Source organism: Sodalis glossinidius str. 'morsitans', assembly GCF_000010085.1.
Lineage (GTDB): Bacteria > Pseudomonadota > Gammaproteobacteria > Enterobacterales > Enterobacteriaceae > Sodalis > Sodalis glossinidius.
In genome coordinates this window covers 988,902-1,004,436 of the sequence record NC_007712.1, presented here as the reverse complement: position 1 = coordinate 1,004,436, position 15,535 = coordinate 988,902, and the positions used below count along the sequence as shown (strand labels likewise).

10 protein-coding genes, 3 tRNA genes, 2 rRNA genes and 5 pseudogenes are annotated in these 15,535 nt (G+C 54.9%); 7 read left to right on the top strand and 13 right to left on the bottom strand.

Going from position 1 to position 15,535, the window contains the following annotated elements:
* Positions 1-32 precede the first annotated feature (32 nt).
* Both lpcA and SGP1_RS05105 read right to left on the bottom strand, forming a co-directional pair.
* Positions 33-617: a D-sedoheptulose 7-phosphate isomerase gene (lpcA, locus tag SGP1_RS05115; RefSeq protein WP_011410348.1), complete on the bottom strand. Its 585-nt coding sequence runs from the start codon at positions 615-617 to the stop codon at positions 33-35.
* 505 nt (positions 618-1,122) lie between these two features.
* Positions 1,123-1,326 (bottom strand): annotated as a pseudogene (locus tag SGP1_RS05105) (YceI family protein); the annotation flags it as partial.
* An 84-nt stretch (positions 1,327-1,410) separates the two neighbouring features.
* On the opposite strand from SGP1_RS05105, the pseudogene SGP1_RS05100 reads away from it, so the two are divergent.
* A pseudogene (locus SGP1_RS05100) lies at positions 1,411-2,212 on the top strand (aminotransferase class I/II-fold pyridoxal phosphate-dependent enzyme).
* Positions 2,200-2,847, top strand: a pseudogene (locus SGP1_RS26615) (amidohydrolase); the annotation flags it as partial. The pseudogenes SGP1_RS05100 and SGP1_RS26615, both read left to right, overlap by 13 nt.
* 120 nt (positions 2,848-2,967) lie before the next feature.
* On the opposite strand, the pseudogene SGP1_RS05090 reads toward SGP1_RS26615, so the two are convergent.
* From SGP1_RS05090 to dnaQ, 3 genes and pseudogenes are all read right to left on the bottom strand, one after another.
* Positions 2,968-3,867, bottom strand: a pseudogene (locus SGP1_RS05090) (allantoinase).
* Between the two features lie 406 nt (positions 3,868-4,273).
* Positions 4,274-4,350 (bottom strand) — tRNA-Asp (locus tag SGP1_RS05085).
* 135 nt (positions 4,351-4,485) lie between these two features.
* Positions 4,486-5,244, bottom strand: coding sequence for a DNA polymerase III subunit epsilon (gene dnaQ, locus SGP1_RS05080; protein WP_011410345.1), 759 nt, complete (start codon positions 5,242-5,244; stop codon positions 4,486-4,488).
* A 53-nt stretch (positions 5,245-5,297) separates the two neighbouring features.
* On the opposite strand from dnaQ, the gene rnhA reads away from it, so the two are divergent.
* Positions 5,298-5,789, top strand: a complete 492-nt coding sequence (gene rnhA / locus SGP1_RS05075) for a ribonuclease HI (protein WP_011410344.1) — start codon at positions 5,298-5,300, stop codon at positions 5,787-5,789.
* 16 nt (positions 5,790-5,805) lie between these two features.
* Here the strand turns inward: rnhA and SGP1_RS05070 are convergent, their stop codons facing one another.
* On the bottom strand, positions 5,806-6,534 hold the full coding sequence (locus SGP1_RS05070; protein WP_011410343.1) for a class I SAM-dependent methyltransferase: 729 nt from the start codon (positions 6,532-6,534) through the stop codon (positions 5,806-5,808).
* A 46-nt stretch (positions 6,535-6,580) separates the two neighbouring features.
* Here SGP1_RS05070 and gloB point away from each other — a divergent pair, with 46 nt between their 5' ends.
* Together gloB and mltD are read left to right on the top strand one after the other, a co-directional pair.
* On the top strand, positions 6,581-7,333 hold the full coding sequence (gene gloB / locus SGP1_RS05065) for a hydroxyacylglutathione hydrolase (RefSeq protein WP_011410342.1): 753 nt from the start codon (positions 6,581-6,583) through the stop codon (positions 7,331-7,333).
* 70 nt (positions 7,334-7,403) lie between these two features.
* Positions 7,404-8,774, top strand: a complete 1,371-nt coding sequence (mltD, locus tag SGP1_RS05060; RefSeq protein ID WP_011410341.1) for a murein transglycosylase D — start codon at positions 7,404-7,406, stop codon at positions 8,772-8,774.
* Between the two features lie 245 nt (positions 8,775-9,019).
* Here mltD and SGP1_RS26610 read toward each other — a convergent pair.
* Positions 9,020-9,802: pseudogene (locus tag SGP1_RS26610) on the bottom strand (endonuclease/exonuclease/phosphatase family protein); the annotation flags it as partial.
* Between the two features lie 426 nt (positions 9,803-10,228).
* Between SGP1_RS26610 and SGP1_RS05055 the strand changes: the two are divergent.
* On the top strand, positions 10,229-10,867 hold the full coding sequence (locus tag SGP1_RS05055; RefSeq protein WP_011410339.1) for a carbapenam-3-carboxylate synthase domain-containing protein: 639 nt from the start codon (positions 10,229-10,231) through the stop codon (positions 10,865-10,867).
* 25 nt (positions 10,868-10,892) lie between these two features.
* Here the strand turns inward: SGP1_RS05055 and SGP1_RS30600 are convergent, their stop codons facing one another.
* Complete coding sequence (locus tag SGP1_RS30600; protein WP_158302330.1) at positions 10,893-11,051, bottom strand: hypothetical protein; 159 nt, start codon at positions 11,049-11,051, stop codon at positions 10,893-10,895.
* On the opposite strand from SGP1_RS30600, the gene SGP1_RS23395 reads away from it, so the two are divergent.
* Entirely contained in the window at positions 10,983-11,429 is a 447-nt protein-coding gene (locus SGP1_RS23395) for a carbapenem self-resistance protein CarG family protein (RefSeq protein ID WP_424141154.1), read from the top strand. The two genes, SGP1_RS30600 and SGP1_RS23395, sit on opposite strands and share 69 nt — an antisense overlap.
* 89 nt (positions 11,430-11,518) lie before the next feature.
* Here the strand turns inward: SGP1_RS23395 and SGP1_RS05045 are convergent.
* From SGP1_RS05045 to SGP1_RS29140, 5 genes are all read right to left on the bottom strand, one after another.
* Positions 11,519-11,595, bottom strand: a tRNA-Asp gene (locus SGP1_RS05045).
* A 132-nt stretch (positions 11,596-11,727) separates the two neighbouring features.
* Positions 11,728-11,843 (bottom strand): 5S ribosomal RNA (rrf, locus tag SGP1_RS05040).
* Positions 11,844-12,039: 196 nt separating this feature from the next.
* Positions 12,040-15,044: ribosomal RNA gene (locus SGP1_RS05035) — 23S ribosomal RNA — on the bottom strand.
* A 195-nt stretch (positions 15,045-15,239) separates the two neighbouring features.
* Positions 15,240-15,315 (bottom strand) — tRNA-Glu (locus tag SGP1_RS05030).
* Positions 15,301-15,501, bottom strand: coding sequence for a hypothetical protein (locus SGP1_RS29140; RefSeq protein ID WP_148203372.1), 201 nt, complete (start codon positions 15,499-15,501; stop codon positions 15,301-15,303). The genes SGP1_RS05030 and SGP1_RS29140 overlap by 15 nt, the downstream gene beginning before the upstream one ends.
* Positions 15,502-15,535: the final 34 nt, after the last annotated feature.

The window sequence follows — 15,535 nt, the reverse complement described above, 5'->3', positions numbered from 1 at the left end:
CCCTCTCCTGTCGCTCCCCTGCCGAACAGGGGTTATCCCTGCGCCACCATTTCTTTCTCGATAAGCAGTATCAAGATATGGATAGCCTTGATATGGATTTCCTGAATGCGGTCGGCATAGCCGAAATGCGGCACGCGAATTTCTACATCCGCGCTGCCGGCCATTTTGCCGCCCTCTTTGCCGGTGAGGACGATCACCCGCATGCCTTTGGCGCGCGCGGCATCAATAGCGCGGATAATGTTCGCCGAGTTGCCGGAGGTCGAGATGCCGACCAGCACATCGCCCTTGTTGCCCACCGCTTCTACGTAGCGTGAAAAGACCTGCTCATAGCCGAAATCATTGCTCACACAGGACAGGTGGCTGGGATCGGAGATGGCGATAGCGGGATAGCCCGGGCGATTCTCGCGATAGCGGCCGGTCAATTCTTCGGCGAAATGCATCGCGTCGCAATGTGAGCCGCCGTTACCGCAGGAGAGCACCTTCCCGCCGGCTTTGAAGGTATCGGCGATAAGTTTGGCCGCGTCTTCAATAGACTGAATATGGCGCTCATCGCTGAGGAAATTTTGCAGCGTTTGCAGGGCTTTGTTAAGTTCGTTGCGAATCAAATCCTGATACATGGGGTCGTCCCTCAATCAAGGCTGGCGATAAAAGATATTTTCCGGCAGCAGTTTACCGGAATGCCCGTACCGCGAGAAGCGCCGGTCCGACGGACGGTTTGCGCTATCTCATAAAATGGGCAGATAATAAATCTATTGATAATAGTATTGCATAATGGTATCGAGAGGACATGGCCGCGGCGCACAATGCGACAAGAGCGAGCCATAGGTTGGCGCATTCCGTGCCAGAGCAACAACAGCTGCGGCTGCCGGATTCAGCGCCGGCGCGGCGGCAGTCACCGTTGTCGCAAGCAGCGCCAAGGCAGCAACCTAGCCTGCCGCGCCATTTTCGCCCTTTGCCGCGGCCTGGATTGGGTTGCACGTTTTTCCGCTGCCTGCGATGCCCGGAGCTGAGAAAAAAATGTCCCGCGTCACGAGGAGGCAGGGCAGTGGAGATCGCATCGGACAGGCGGAAGGATCACCCCGGCAGCAGCAGTGTCACGCCGGCGTGGCCGCGCGCGGGTAATTATTTTGCCAGCGCTTTTGTCGAAATGCTGATGGTGACGTCATCGCTCACGTTGGGCACGAACTGCCCCATTTTAAACTCAGAACGTTTGATGGTCGTGGTGGCATTGAAACCCACGGTGGCTTTTTTAGCCATGGGATGCTCGCCCTGCTTATTCAGCACCGCATCCAGGATCACCGGGCGGCTGATGCCCTTGATCGTCATTTAGCCGTCTACACGTCTTGATTGTCAAATATAGCCAGCATGTTATATTGGCTGAAAACCCGGCTATCAGGAGTCATATTAGCCATGAGTACCCCGCTTGTACCGCAAAGTAAACTTCCGGCGCTGGGCACCACCATCTTTACCCGGATAAGTGCGCTAGCGCAACGCCACCAGGCGATTAACCTGTCTCAGGGACTTTCCCGATTTCGACGGTCCCGACTATTTGAAATCCCGGCTGGCCTGGCATGTAAGCCAGGGCGCCAATCAATATGCCCCGATGACCGGCGTCACGCCACTGCACGAGGCCATCGCCGATCGGGAAATCTATGTCTTGAGCGATGAAGTGTATGAACATATCTGTTTTGCCGATGGCGGCCATCAAAGCGTGCTCGCCCATGACGGACTGTGCCAACGTGCCATTGCCGTTTCCTCCTTCGGCAAGACATACATATGACCGGCTGGAAAGTCGGTTATTGCGTAGCTCCGGCGGCCTTAAGCGTCGAAGTACGCAAAATACACCAATATCTGACCTTCGCGGTCAACACGCCGGCACAGCTGGCCCTCGCCGATATGTTACTCCAGGAGCCGGCGCACTGGCAGTAGCTGCCGGCGTTCTATCACCAGCGGCGCGACCACCTCATGCAGGCGCTGGCGCCCAGCCGGTTGAAACTGCTGCCTTGTGAAGGCACCTATTTTCTGCTGGCGGATTACAGCGCCCTCTCCGATAAAGACGACGTTAGCTTTTGTGAGTGGCTCACCACCCATGTCGGCGTAGCCGCTATCGGTGTTCTGCGCCGACCCCTTCCCACATAAACTAATCCGCCTGTGCTTCGCTAAAGGCGATCAGACGCTGGACGCCGCCGCGGAGCGCTTATGTCGACTTTAGCGCTTAGCCTGTTGCAGCCGCCGCTGGTGTGGATGGACGGCGAGGCAAATCTGGCACACTTTGACCGCCTGCTGGCGCCGCTCATTGATCAAGATCTGATTCTCCTGCCGGAAATATTTACTACCGGTTTCTCCATGGAAGCGGCAGGCAACGCCCTGCCCGAGCAGCGGGTAGTGGCATGGCTTGGGGATTGGGCCCAGCGCCCTGGCGCAATGGTAGGTGGCAGCGCGGCCATCGCCACGCCCGCGGGGGCGGTCAACCGTTTCTTGTTGGTGCAGCCCAACGGCGTGACGCACCGCTATGATAAGCGTCATCTGTTCAGAATGGCCTACGAGCATCACCATTATCAGGCCGGCCAGGAACGGGTGGTGGTAGGCTGGCGGATATTGCCGCTGGTCTGTTATGACCTGCGCTTTCCGCTGTGGTCGCGCAATCGGCAGGACTACGATCTGGCGCTGTACGTCGCTAATTGGCCAGCGGCGCGCGCCATCAAAAATCAGGCTTATGTCGCCGGCTGCAATCGCGTTGGCGACGATGGCAATCGGCACCACTATAGCGGTAACAGCCTGATCCTGGATCCCATGGGAACGGTGCTGGCACAGGCCGAGCCGGACGCGGCAACCTGCCTACAGGCTCGCCCGTTACTCACGTCCTGGCCCTTTTCTGCTTTGTTTTCCCAGCCACCAAATGGTCATCCGCGCCTGCGCTTTGCCAACGGGCATAAGCGAGGACGTCTCGGCACGCGACGCTCTTTGTTACCCGTCCTGCGCCGGATGCGCTTCCTGGTAGGGATGGTGGGCAATCCAGTGGTCAGCGATATCTTGACGACGGCAAATCCACACCCGTTCGTGCTGTTGGATATAATCCAGAAAACGTTGCAGCACGCGAAACCGGCCCGGCCGGCCAAATATGCGGCCGTGCATGCCGATGGAAAGCATCTTGGGTGACGTCTCCCCTTCGGCGTAAAGTACGTCGAAACTGTCGCGCAAATAGCTGTAGAACTGGTCGCCGCTGTTAAACCCCTACGGCGTGGTAAAGCCCATATCGTTCGCATCCAGCGTATAGGGGATGATAAGATGCGGTTTTACCGTGCCGTCCTGGCGGGTGACCTGCGCCCAAAACGGCAGATCGTCGCCGTAATAATCACTGTCGTAGAGAAAACCGTCCTGCTCCACCACCAGCCGCCGGGTGTTGGGGCTGTCGTGGCCGGTATACCAACCCAGCGGCGCTGAACCAAATAATTGCGTCAACCATTCACCGCCTGCTGCATATGCTGGCGTTCGGTTTTGGCATCGACGCCCTGATAATGCAGCCAGCGCCACGCCAAAGACGGTCAACGGCAGACCGCGGCGGCGGAACTCCTGGTGAATCCGCCAGAAACCGGCACGTGAGCCGTATTCGTACAGTGAATCCATCGACATATGCCTCTCCGGATAACTGGCGGCGCCAATGATATCGGAAAGGAACTTTTCGAAACCCGCGTCCCCATGCAGCACATGACTTTCGACCCCTTCTTCATAATTCAGGACAAATTGCACCGCGATACGTGCCTGCTGAGGCCAGCCGGCATGAGGGGGCTTTCCGGCATAACCGATAAGATCGCGCGGGTAATTGGCGTTGAAATCGAAACTCTTATTCTCGGTCGCGTCACTCATGGTCAGTTCCTTTTTTGTGAGCCGGTGTTTTAGTTTAGTCCTATAACGCGAGCGGTTAGTTCTTTTTGTGTCGGAATGTCGCGCTCGACGCCCTCCGTAAGGAAGAGTAGCGCCTGGGGGCTCAGATTCAGGCTTGGGATTAGGTTTAGGTTTGGGCTCAAACTCACACTTAAACTAGGACTGGGCTCGGGCCATGATGGCGAAGACGGCGTTGGTGGCAATCCGCCCGCTATTGAATGGGTTCATCGGTAAGCAGCAAAACGCCCGGATACGGGTTTAGTCAGGCTATTCGCGGCCTGAATCTCTGCAGGGCTGGCGCAAGATACGCTGGGGAAATGCAAGGCGGCGCTGCTGCCGCAGAAAAGACAAAACCCTGTGTTTAGGCAAACACAGGGTTTCAAATGATTGGCGGTGCGGATGGGACTCGAACCCACGACCCCCGGCGTGACAGGCCGGTATTCTAACCGACTGAACTACCGCACCGCACTTGTGCTTTGTCGGGAAAGCGAGGCGAATAGTAAGGTCAGTGCCGTTTGACGTCAATGCTTTTTATGCGCCGGGAAATCGTTTGCTGATCATTGCAGCACCCTGCGTTCATTTTGACCTGACAGGATGATTTTATTCGCTTTGTGCAGATCTTTCCGCCCGCCACACACAGCTACCGCCCTTTTTCTGCACCAGATCCAAACGCTGCTCATGGGCTACGACCTCCTCGTCGCTGGCATAGATCACCTTCAGCGACGTCTGGACGCGCTGCACCCGCTGAATTTGTACGGTTTCGCCCACATCGCGTTGCTCTTGCTCTCCTTCCATGGCAAAACGCATCGCGGTCTGGCCACCGGTCATCAGCAGGAAAACATCCGCCAGAATTTCGGCGTCAAGCAATGCGCCGTGGAGGGTACGCTTACTGTTATCGATCAAGTAGCGGTCGCACAATGCGTCCAGGCTGTTGCGCTTACCCGGGAACATTTTGCGCGCCAGCAGCAAACTGTCCGTCACCTTACAAAAGGTGTCAGTCTTGGCAATGCCGCGGTTTAGCATGCCAAACTCATAATCCATAAAGCCGATATCGAAGGGGGCATTATGAATGACCAGTTCGCCACCGCGGATAAAGTGCAGAAACTCGTCCGCCACGTCGGCAAATGTCGGCTTATCCGCCAGAAACTCGTCGCTGATGCCGTGCACGTTGAACGCTTCGGGATCGACGAGCCGGTCCGGTTTCAGATAAACATGAAAATGCCGGCCGGTCAGGCGGCGATTGATGACCTCCACCGCGCCGATTTCGATAATCCTGTGTCCTTCATAGTGGACCCCCAACTTGTTCATACCGGTGGTTTCGGTATCCAGAACAATCTGTCGCGTAATGTCAGTGCTCATAATGCTCGTTTATGTCAGACTTGGGCTTTTAACATGGAGCAAGTTTACCAGAGATGCGTAAACAGGTTGCAATTTTCACCGACGGTTCGTGCCTGGGCAATCCCGGTCCCGGCGGCTATGGCGCCATACTGCGCTATAAGCAGCACGAAAAAACCTTCAGCGCCGGTTATCGCCTGACCACCAATAATCGCATGGAGCTGATGGCGGCGATTGTGGCATTGGAGGCGCTGACGGATGCCTGCGAGGTGGTGCTTAGTACCGACAGCCAGTACGTCCGCCAGGGGATTACCCAATGGATACACAACTGGAAAAAGCGGGGCTGGAAAACCGCCTACAAGAAACCCGTGAAAAACGTCGACTTATGGCAGCGGCTGGACGCGGCCATTCAGCCTCATACCCTGCGCTGGGATTGGGTAAAGGGCCACTCGGGCCACCCGGAAAACGAACGCTGCGATGAACTGGCTCGCACCGCCGCCTGCCATCCGGCATTGGAGGACATCGGTTATCGAGTGGAAGCGCAAACGAGCGGCGGCCGGGCGGATTAAATCGGGTTCACTTTGTTTATGAGACATGCCGTTGCCGGCAGCTGCGGGTGGTGGCGTTAACCGGCCGGCTTAATCCCCGGGAGGGCGTCGAGTTCTTCAGCGGCGTCAGGCTGAGGGGGAATGTGCGTTTTCGCGCGACAATCACGCTCAAGCAACCGATAGCCGGAAAATGGGTGCTGAGCAGCCTCCCCCCCTGGCGCCGCCACGGCAGCACCTGCAGATGGGTGCGGTGCAAAACCTCGAAATTAAGCACCCCCAGCCAATCCAATAGCCGCATCTGTGTATACATGCGGCTTCTGTACGGCTGGCGGCGAAAGAGAACCGGGCAGATTTTGCCCAACCCCAGCATACTTACCGGGTTAAACGTCGTGATGACCAGCCAGCCGTCATCAATAAGCACGCGGTCCACCTCCCGCAGCAGCCGATGGGGATCGCCGGTATAGGATAAGGTATGGGCCAGCAGACAGACATCAGCCGACTTATTGGCAAAGGGTAATTGATAAGGGTCGGCGATAACCTGCAAACACTCGCCTTCAAGTCCCACATTCACCTGATGAGAAATCGCACAATCGCTGGTATCCAGATCCGCGCTCAGCGCGCCGATTTTAAGTAAATGGAAACCGAACAGCTTTGGCCACCAGGCTTTCAAACCCTGCTCCAGCGCCTGACGATAGTAAGCCCCGCAGGGAATATCGTCCCATGAGACAGGCGCCTTAATCGTTTTGTTACTTTGCGCTGGTTTCATGTTTGTCTATCTTCTAAGTGCCATAGAAAAAATAACGAGGTTAACAATGAATCTTATCAGCATTCCCGCATTGGCGGATAATTACATTTGGCTTTTACACAATGACGACAGGCGCTGCCTGGTGGTCGATCCGGGCGATGCGACGCCGGTGTTGCAAGCGCTGGCCGACCACCGGCTGACCCCTGTCGCCGTTTTATTGACTCATCATCACCAGGACCATGTAGGCGGCGTTAGCGAGCTGCTGCAGCATTTTCCCGTGCCAGTCTATGGCCCAGAAGAAACCCGTTCCAAAGGCGCAACGCAGATAGTCAACGAAGGCGATAGCCTGACATTACTGGACCACACCTTCAGCATAATGGCATTACCCGGTCATACACTCGGACATATCGGATTTTATAGCGCGCCCTGGCTTTTTTGCGGCGACACGGTTTTTTCCGCAGGTAGCGGCCGGCTGTTTGAGGGCACACCCAGGCAAATGTATGAGTCTTTTCAGAAGGTTAACCAGCTTTCGTCCGCTACCCTTATTTGTGCCGCACATGAGTATACTTTAAGCAATTTAAACTTTGCTGCCGCCCTATTACCCCAAGATAGCGTTATCACTGATTATCAACGTAAAATTAAAGAGTTACGGCTGAAAAACCAGCCCAGCATGCCGACAAAACTGCATTTAGAGCGACAAATTAATCTTTTCTTACGTTGCCATGACGTTAATTTACAAAACAAATTAAACGTTCACCCCGCTCCCAGCGAGGAATGGCGTGTTTTTGCGGCATTACGCGAGAAGAAGGATCATTTCTAAAGGTTTTATTTGTAATGTCCCAGCCTTCAAAGTACCATTGCCCGTCTTTTAAGCGACTATTGACATACAGATGAAGACTCATGCGATCTTATTCGCCTCGGTCTTGCTGGTGGGGTGTCAGGCGTCCAGGCAGGACACGCCACCCCACGAACAGCATGCACAGAGTGTTTCTTCGGCAGGTCAAGGTGAAGCAGGAAAGTACACAGATGACCGAGCGGGCACCGCGCAATGGCAAGATATTAACACTAGCCTGCCGCAAGGCGATTTGTGGGACTTCATTGGCGACGAGCTGAAGATGCATATACCGGATAACGCCCGGGTCCGCGAGCAACAAAAGCGTTATTTGAAACAGAAGAGCTATCTCCACGATGTAACATTACGGGCAGAGCCGTACGTGTACTGGATTGTCGAGCAGATTAAGCAACGTAAGATGCCGATGGAATTGGTACTGCTACCCATAGTGGAGAGCGCTTTTGACCCTAAGGCAACATCCGCCTCTAACGCGGCTGGCCTTTGGCAGATTGTTCCCAGGACAGGCAAGAATTATGGCTTGAAGCAAAATCAGTGGTATGATGGCCGCCGTGATGTGGTGGCGTCTACCACCGTTGCGCTGGATATGATGCAGCGGCTTAACCGTATGTTCGACGGCGACTGGCTATTGACTATCGCTGCCTATAACAGCGGTGAAGGCCGTATTATGAAGGCCATTAAGCGTAATAAGGCCAGGGGCCGCCCTACCGACTTCTGGTCGTTGGCGCTGCCTCGCGAAACCACCATTTATGTTCCGAAGATGCTTGCGCTTAGCAACCTCATTAAGAATAGCAAACAATTTGGCATCGCGTTGCCTAAATCGAATGCACAGCGCGCACTGGCGCGGGTGGAAGTCGGCCAGCAGATCGGCCTGACGCAGGCGGCGGAAATGTCGGGCCTGTCGCTGACCAAGTTGAAAAGCTTCAACACTGGCTATAAGCGCAACGTGACGGCGCCCAATGGACCGCATTACATAATGCTACCCAAGGAGCATGCCTCCCAGCTGCGTACCTCGCTGGCGGAAGGCGGCATTGCGGTGGTACAGTCCACGCAGCTTGCCGATAACCTCGGCGGCAGCTATGAGGTCCGCGCCGGAGATACGTTATCCGGCATCGCACAACGGCTTAACGTTAAAACCGCTGAACTGCATAAGTGGAATAATCTGCGCAGCGCGCGTAGCCTGAAGGTGGGCCAGACGCTGAAAGTTGGCAGCGGCACGATGCAGATTGCCAACAACAACAGCATTACCTATCAGGTGCGCAAGGGGGATTCCCTGGAGAGCATAGCCCGCCGGCACGGCGTCGATATCAAAGACGTAATGCGCTGGAACGATGCGTTGACTAATGCGAACAACCTGCAGCCGGGGCTTAAGCTCACGCTGTTCGTTAACGGCAAGTCAACGGATTCCTGAGGCAGCGCTGATCGCCTCGTTTTTTCGGCGATGTGAGACAGCACGACGCGATGCCTGGGCAGATTCATGCCACCGTTAGCATTATAAAAAGCATACGCTACAACGTCTGCTTTTTTTATGTCTGTCTGCAATCCCCCGTTCTGAACCCCGCTACAGTATTGGAAATATAGACCCCCATATGCTGAGGGCCTAAGTCCCGATACCGACGATTTTCGGTTCCGCCGGGGGCCGCGCGCGACGGGGGTAGGCTCAAACTCGACCAGTAAGGGATTATGGTCTGAGGCCTCGGTAACCAGCACTGACGCCTCGCAGACGTTCATATCGCGGTAAAAAACGAAATCCAGCGGACGGCCAAACGCCCGCCGGCGCTGATCGTCGACAAATCTCACTTCGCCCAGGCCCATTTGTTCCGCGAAACGGTAAAGCGCCAACATACGCTGTCGGCTCCAGGCGTTAAAATCCCCCGCCATGATCACCGGACCGCTGTGATTACGGATCTGCTCTCCGATGGGGTCCAACTGCTTACTGTATACATCAATGCCCAGACTGAAATTCACCGCATGGATATTGACCACCATTAGTAGCTGGCCATTGTGGATTGGATATACGGTGACCAGCGCCGATTTAGCTAACCGTAACAGCGGTTCACGTTCGCGTAGCGGACAGCAGTAGACGGGATGAGCCGCGGACAAGGTCATCACCCCAGACGGGTGCTGCGGGAAAATCAATGCAGGAACCTGATCCGCCGCCAGATAATGAGAAGTGGCGAATCGGACCAGTTCAGGAGTAGTTTGCGCTTCCTGTAGCAGGACCAGCTGGGTGTCTTTTCCAAACCCCTGCAGAACCGATAGCCAATTGGCGCGCTGCTGTTTGAAGATATTCCATACCATCACCCGCAAAATGCGCGAGCCTGGCAGAGGTTCTCCCGGCGGCAACGCCTGACCTAATTGACCAGAGGCAAGAGGTGGGAAAATACGCTCGACTGGCTGGCCCGCGACATACCTGACGGCATATGTTTTTTTTGGCACGGTTACCGCCTATGTTCTCAAATTTTTTTTGCGCCCGTGGCAGTGTTTGAGTTAATTCCCCGCTGTTTTTCGTCCACAGGCACCTTACGATCTTATGCTGTTATAAGCTCTCGGCCCGGAAAATTCAATGTGAAGCCATGACGTAGCGGCCCGACCCACACAGTATATCACAAACCCTTCTTACTGAGACTGACTCCGGGTACGACAACAGCAATCCAAGCTGTGTGGCATCGGCTAAGACCTTTCCGGCCTTTCCTATAGGGACATTGGCCCTGGTCTGATCTGCTGATTAGGCCATCCGCCGCCGTCAACTACTGAACTATAGTCCAGTATTCATTACTGCCAAACTTGTTTATCGTGAGAGTTTAAAAGTCGAGCAGCCGGCACCGCGCTGCAATCGATAGCATAATCGAGAGGAGTTGAGAGATGGTGGACAATGACTTTTGCATCATTCATGGTAATATCAACAAAGATATCAGTCTATTAGCACACTGCTGCAGCGGCAATATTGAAATGCTGCGTAATGGATGCCTGTTTACCGGGCGCAAAACCCCGGTGCAGAGTTATCGCTTCACCACCGGCAGCGCCTATCTCATTGGATCGCTGCGTAACAAGCGCCTGCTGCGCCATCTGGCGACGCACTTCACCGGCGGTGTGCCCGTGGTTAACGGGGCGGAAATACTCTACCAGATTAGCACGCAACTGGGCTCAGCGGCGCTTGGCCTCGCTGAAGGTGACTTTTGCTTTTTTATCGAAGATCGCAACGGCACCCTGACGCTGCTGACCGATGCCTGTGGCCAGAACCCGGTGTATCTGGTAAATGCGGGCGACCGGTGGATTACCGATAAATTGAAACTCATCAGCGCGCTGCACGACCACGATATCCAGCACGACCCGCAGGCAGGTGAAACGGCGGTCAGTACGGGCTGCCATATTCAGCGCATTTTGCCGGGAACGTTGAACGTATTTCGCTTTAGCAACGCCGATTATCAGGTCTGCGAGAGCCGGCAATTACTGCGCCCGGCCAAGATGCCTCTGGCGATTGAGGGCAATATATTCAATTAGGGCGTTACTGCTAGCCCTGTTTGTCTCAGTCAGCGCGACAGGCGCCAATCTGACGCCGGTTCCGCTGGTTCCAGGCGGTAATCGGGTAGACATTGATAATAATGGCAAACCTGACCTGGTAATCCTGGGGCAATTCGATAATAACCACACGCATAATTGCCACGGCATCAGTTTTTTCATTCACCACCCGGATGGCGTATTTAGCATGGTACCCGTCGCCAACAGCGACAAATTTGTATGGCTGGATAGCCGTCTTACCGCCAGTTCTGCCAAGGTGCTGGTCAACCGCCTGTTTCACGACGGCAGGCGTTATCATTTAGTGAAAGCGCAAAAATATGGAGCTAATTTGTATACCCTGCTGCCGGTAAAATTTACCTTATATCTGCTCGACAAGCATCAGGGTGAACCCGGCGAACCGCATTACCGCTGGCACGCCTGGCGCAGTTTCCTTAGCCAGCAGCGTTATGGCTCCGTTGAGGAGTCGTTTGCGGAGATCGCCCGCTTCAATCCGGATAACCCCGAGAAGCGCTACATTGCGCCATTGCCCAACGTTGCGCCATGAGGCGATTATGCCGCGGTCAGTGATCGGAGCCTGCTCGGTGTCTGAAACAAAAAAAGCCCTAAACCGATGTTCAGGGCTTTTAATTGGAGTGGCGGTGCGGACGGGACTCGAACCCGCGACCCCCGGCGTGACAGGCCGGTATTCTAACCGACTGAACTACCGCACCACCGAATCACTACACACACACCAGATTAACATGAGCGAGGTCAGACGCCTGTTGACCATCCCGGGTGTTACCGCAGCTCGCGCTACCTGTTGATACTGCTCGTCACGGGCTACCCGTTAGGACGTAATGGATGCCTGGCAGTTCCCTACTCTCGCATGGGGAGACCCCACACTACCATCGGCGCTACGGCGTTTCACTTCTGAGTTCGGCATGGGGTCAGGTGGGACCACCGCGCTCGTGCCGCCAGGCAAATTCGTTTTCCGCACCGCTTTCACCATGCAGACTGCTCTTGCTGCCCAACCCTCACTTGCGTGACCATCGGGCGTTATCCGGAACATCGCTGATATCGTCTTTCTGGCGCTCGCGTTCATGTCGCTTGCGCTTTGCCGCTAACGTTCGTTACAGCTCTGGCTTTCGCCCTCTCTCAAACAGCTCAGGTGTTGTAAGGTTAAGTCTCACGGGTCATTAGTATCGGTTAGCTCAACACCTCGCAGCGCTTACACACCCGACCTATCAACGTCATCGTCTTTAACGTCCCTTTAGGAGGCTCAAGGCCTCAGGGAAGACTCATCTCGAGGCAAGTTTCCCGCTTAGATGCTTTCAGCGGTTATCTCTTCCGCACGTAGCTACCGGGCAATGCCATTGGCATGACAACCCGAACACCAGTGGTGCGTCCACTCCGGTCCTCTCGTACTAGGAGCAGCCCCTCTCAATCTTCCAGCGCCCACGGCAGATAGGGACCGAACTGTCTCACGACGTTCTAAACCCAGCTCGCGTACCACTTTAAATGGCGAACAGCCATACCCTTGGGACCTACTTCAGCCCCAGGATGTGATGAGCCGACATCGAGGTGCCAAACACCGCCGTCGATATGAACTCTTGGGCGGTATCAGCCTGTTATCCCCGGAGTACCTTTTATCCGTTGAGCGATGGCCCTTCCATGCAGAACCACCGGATCACTAAGACCTGCTTTCGCACCTGCTCGAGCCGTCACTCTCGCAGTCAAGCTAGCTTATGCCTTTGCACTAACCTCACGATGTCCGACCGTGATTAGCTAACCTTCGTGCTCCTCCGTTACGCTTTGGGAGGAGACCGCCCCAGTCAAACTACCCACCAGACACTGTCCTCGGCCCGGATGACGGGCCTGAGTGAGAACATCAAACATTAAAGGGTGGTATTTCAAGGTTGGCTCCATGCAGACTGGCGTCCACACTTCAAAGCCTCCCACCTATCCTACACATCAAGGCTCAATGTTCAGTGTCAAGCTATAGTAAAGGTTCACGGGGTCTTTCCGTCTTGCCGCGGGTACACCGCATCTTCACGGCGAGTTCAATTTCACTGAGTCTCGGGTGGAGACAGCCTGACCATCATTACGCCATTCGTGCAGGTCGGAACTTACCCGACAAGGAATTTCGCTACCTTAGGACCGTTATAGTTACGGCCGCCGTTTACCGGGGCTTCGATCAAGAGCTTCTCCTTACGGATAACCCCATCAATTAACCTTCCGGCACCGGGCAGGCGTCACACCGTATACGTCCACTTTCGTGTTTGCACAGTGCTGTGTTTTTAATAAACAGTTGCAGCCAGCTGGTATCTGCGACTGGCTTCAGCTCGGGGCGCAAGGCCCTCCACCTACATGCCAGCGTGCCTTCTCCCGAAGTTACGGCACCATTTTGCCTAGTTCCTTCACCCGAGTTCTCTCAAGCGCCTGGGTATCCTCTACCTGACCACCTGTGTCGGTTTGGGGTACGATTCGATGTGACCTGGAGCTTAGAGGCTTTTCCTGGAAGCGTAGCATCAATTCCTTCACTACCGTGGTAGCTCGTCATCACGCCTCAGTGTTATGAAAGAGCGGATTTGCCTGCTCTTTCCACCTGCACGCTTGAACCGGGACAACCGTCGCCCGGCAAACCTAGCTTTCTCCGTCCCCCCTTCGCAGTCACACCTAGTACAGGAATATTAACCTGTTTCCCATCGACTACGCCTTTCGGCCTCGCCTTAGGGGTCGACTCACCCTGCTCCGATTAACGTTGAACAGGAACCCTTGGTCTTCCGGCGAGCGGGCTTTTCACCCACTTTATCGTTACTTATGTCAGCATTCGCACTTCTGATACCTCCAGCAGCCCTCACAGGCCACCTTCACAGGCTTACAGAACGCTCCCCTACCCAACGGACGTATCCTTAAAACGCCTTGCCCTTGTCCGGCTGTTGCCGACTTAACGGGAATGTGGCTTGCACGCGCCCGCTCATCGTCGCGTGGAGCGTTTTAAGTGATACGTCCGCTGCCGCAGCTTCGGTGCATGGTTTAGCCCCGTTACATCTTCCGCGCAGGCCGACTCGACCAGTGAGCTATTACGCTTTCTTTAAATGATGGCTGCTTCTAAGCCAACATCCTGGCTGTCTGGGCCTTCCCACATCGTTTCCCACTTAACCATGACTTTGGGACCTTAGCTGGCGGTCTGGGTTGTTTCCCTCTTCACGACGGACGTTAGCACCCGCCGTGTGTCTCCCGTGATAACATTCTACGGTATTCGCAGTTTGCATCGGGTTGGTAATCCGGGATGGACCCCTAGCCGAAACAGTGCTCTACCCCCGTAGATGACTTCACGAGGCGCTACCTAAATAGCTTTCGGGGAGAACCAGCTATCTCCCGGTTTGATTGGCCTTTCACCCCCAGCCACAAGTCATCCGCTAATTTTTCAACATTAGTCGGTTCGGTCCTCCAGTTAGTGTTACCCAACCTTCAACCTGCCCATGGCTAGATCACCGGGTTTCGGGTCTATACCCTGCAACTAGACGCCCAGTTAAGACTCGGTTTCCCTACGGCTCCCCTATACGGTTAACCTTGCTACAGAATATAAGTCGCTGACCCATTATACAAAAGGTACGCAGTCACACCCCGAAGGATGCTTCCACTGCTTGTACGTACACGGTTTCAGGTTCTATTTCACTCCCCTCGCCGGGGTTCTTTTCGCCTTTCCCTCACGGTACTGGTTCACTATCGGTCAGTCAGGAGTATTTAGCCTTGGAGGATGGTCCCCCCATCTTCAGACAGGATATCACGTGTCCCGCCCTACTCATCGAGCTCACAACAAGCGCACCTTCGGATACGGGGCTATCACCCTCTGTCGCCGGACTTTCCAGACCGTTCTCCTGATGCGCAAGCTGATGATGGCTCTGGGCTGTTCCCCGTTCGCTCGCCGCTACTGGGGGAATCTCGGTTGATTTCTTTTCCTCAAGGTACTGAGATGTTTCAGTTCCCCTGGTTCGCTTCGTCAAGCTATGGATTCACCTGACAATGATGCAACGAGTTGCACCGGGTTTCCCCATTCGGACATCGCCGGCTGATAACGCTTCATATCAGCTCACCGGCGCTTTTCGCAGATTAGCACGTCCTTCATCGCCTCTGACTGCCTAGGCATCCACCGTGTACGCTTAGTCACTTAACCTCACAACCCTGAGCTGTCTGCGCGCTACAGTGATAACGCTTGCGCGTTACCTCAGGTTTGCTTACTTCGTTTGAGAGACTCGCATACTGAGTTTGCACTTCAGCATGTGTTTCAAATTTTCAGCTTGTTCCGGATTGTTAAAGAGCGGTATTTCGCAGCGCGCTTGATAAACGCGCTCTGAAATAACAAGCAAAGTGGCGTCCCCTAGGGGGTTCGAACCCCTGTTACCGCCGTGAAAGGGCAGTGTCCTAGGCCACTAGACGAAGGGGACTCGAAAAGCGCGGGCATCGCGATACTTTGGCGTGGAAGGCACCGCTTTCAGTAAGGCAAAGCGGGTAACCCTGACCGCAAAAGCGGTGGTAACTTCGCTCAGCCGCCAATGACTTTTACCTTGCTCGCCGGGTGAACAGGAAAAAGCCGCCGACGGGCTGCTTTGCTCGTGACAGTTATCAGACAATCTGTGTGGACACGTCACTCAACGTATCGCTTAG

Excerpts from the sequence above, each read along its gene's own strand:
- mltD (WP_011410341.1), top strand. The coding sequence starts at position 7,404 with ATGAAGACTCATGCGATCTTATTCGCCTCGGTCTTGCTGGTGGGGTGT.
- lpcA (WP_011410348.1), bottom strand. The coding sequence starts at position 617 with ATGTATCAGGATTTGATTCGCAACGAACTTAACAAAGCCCTGCAAACG.
- dnaQ (WP_011410345.1), bottom strand. The coding sequence starts at position 5,244 with ATGAGCACTGACATTACGCGACAGATTGTTCTGGATACCGAAACCACC.
- rnhA (WP_011410344.1), top strand. The coding sequence starts at position 5,298 with ATGCGTAAACAGGTTGCAATTTTCACCGACGGTTCGTGCCTGGGCAAT.
- SGP1_RS05055 (WP_011410339.1), top strand. The coding sequence starts at position 10,229 with ATGGTGGACAATGACTTTTGCATCATTCATGGTAATATCAACAAAGAT.
- SGP1_RS05070 (WP_011410343.1), bottom strand. The coding sequence starts at position 6,534 with ATGAAACCAGCGCAAAGTAACAAAACGATTAAGGCGCCTGTCTCATGG.
- gloB (WP_011410342.1), top strand. The coding sequence starts at position 6,581 with ATGAATCTTATCAGCATTCCCGCATTGGCGGATAATTACATTTGGCTT.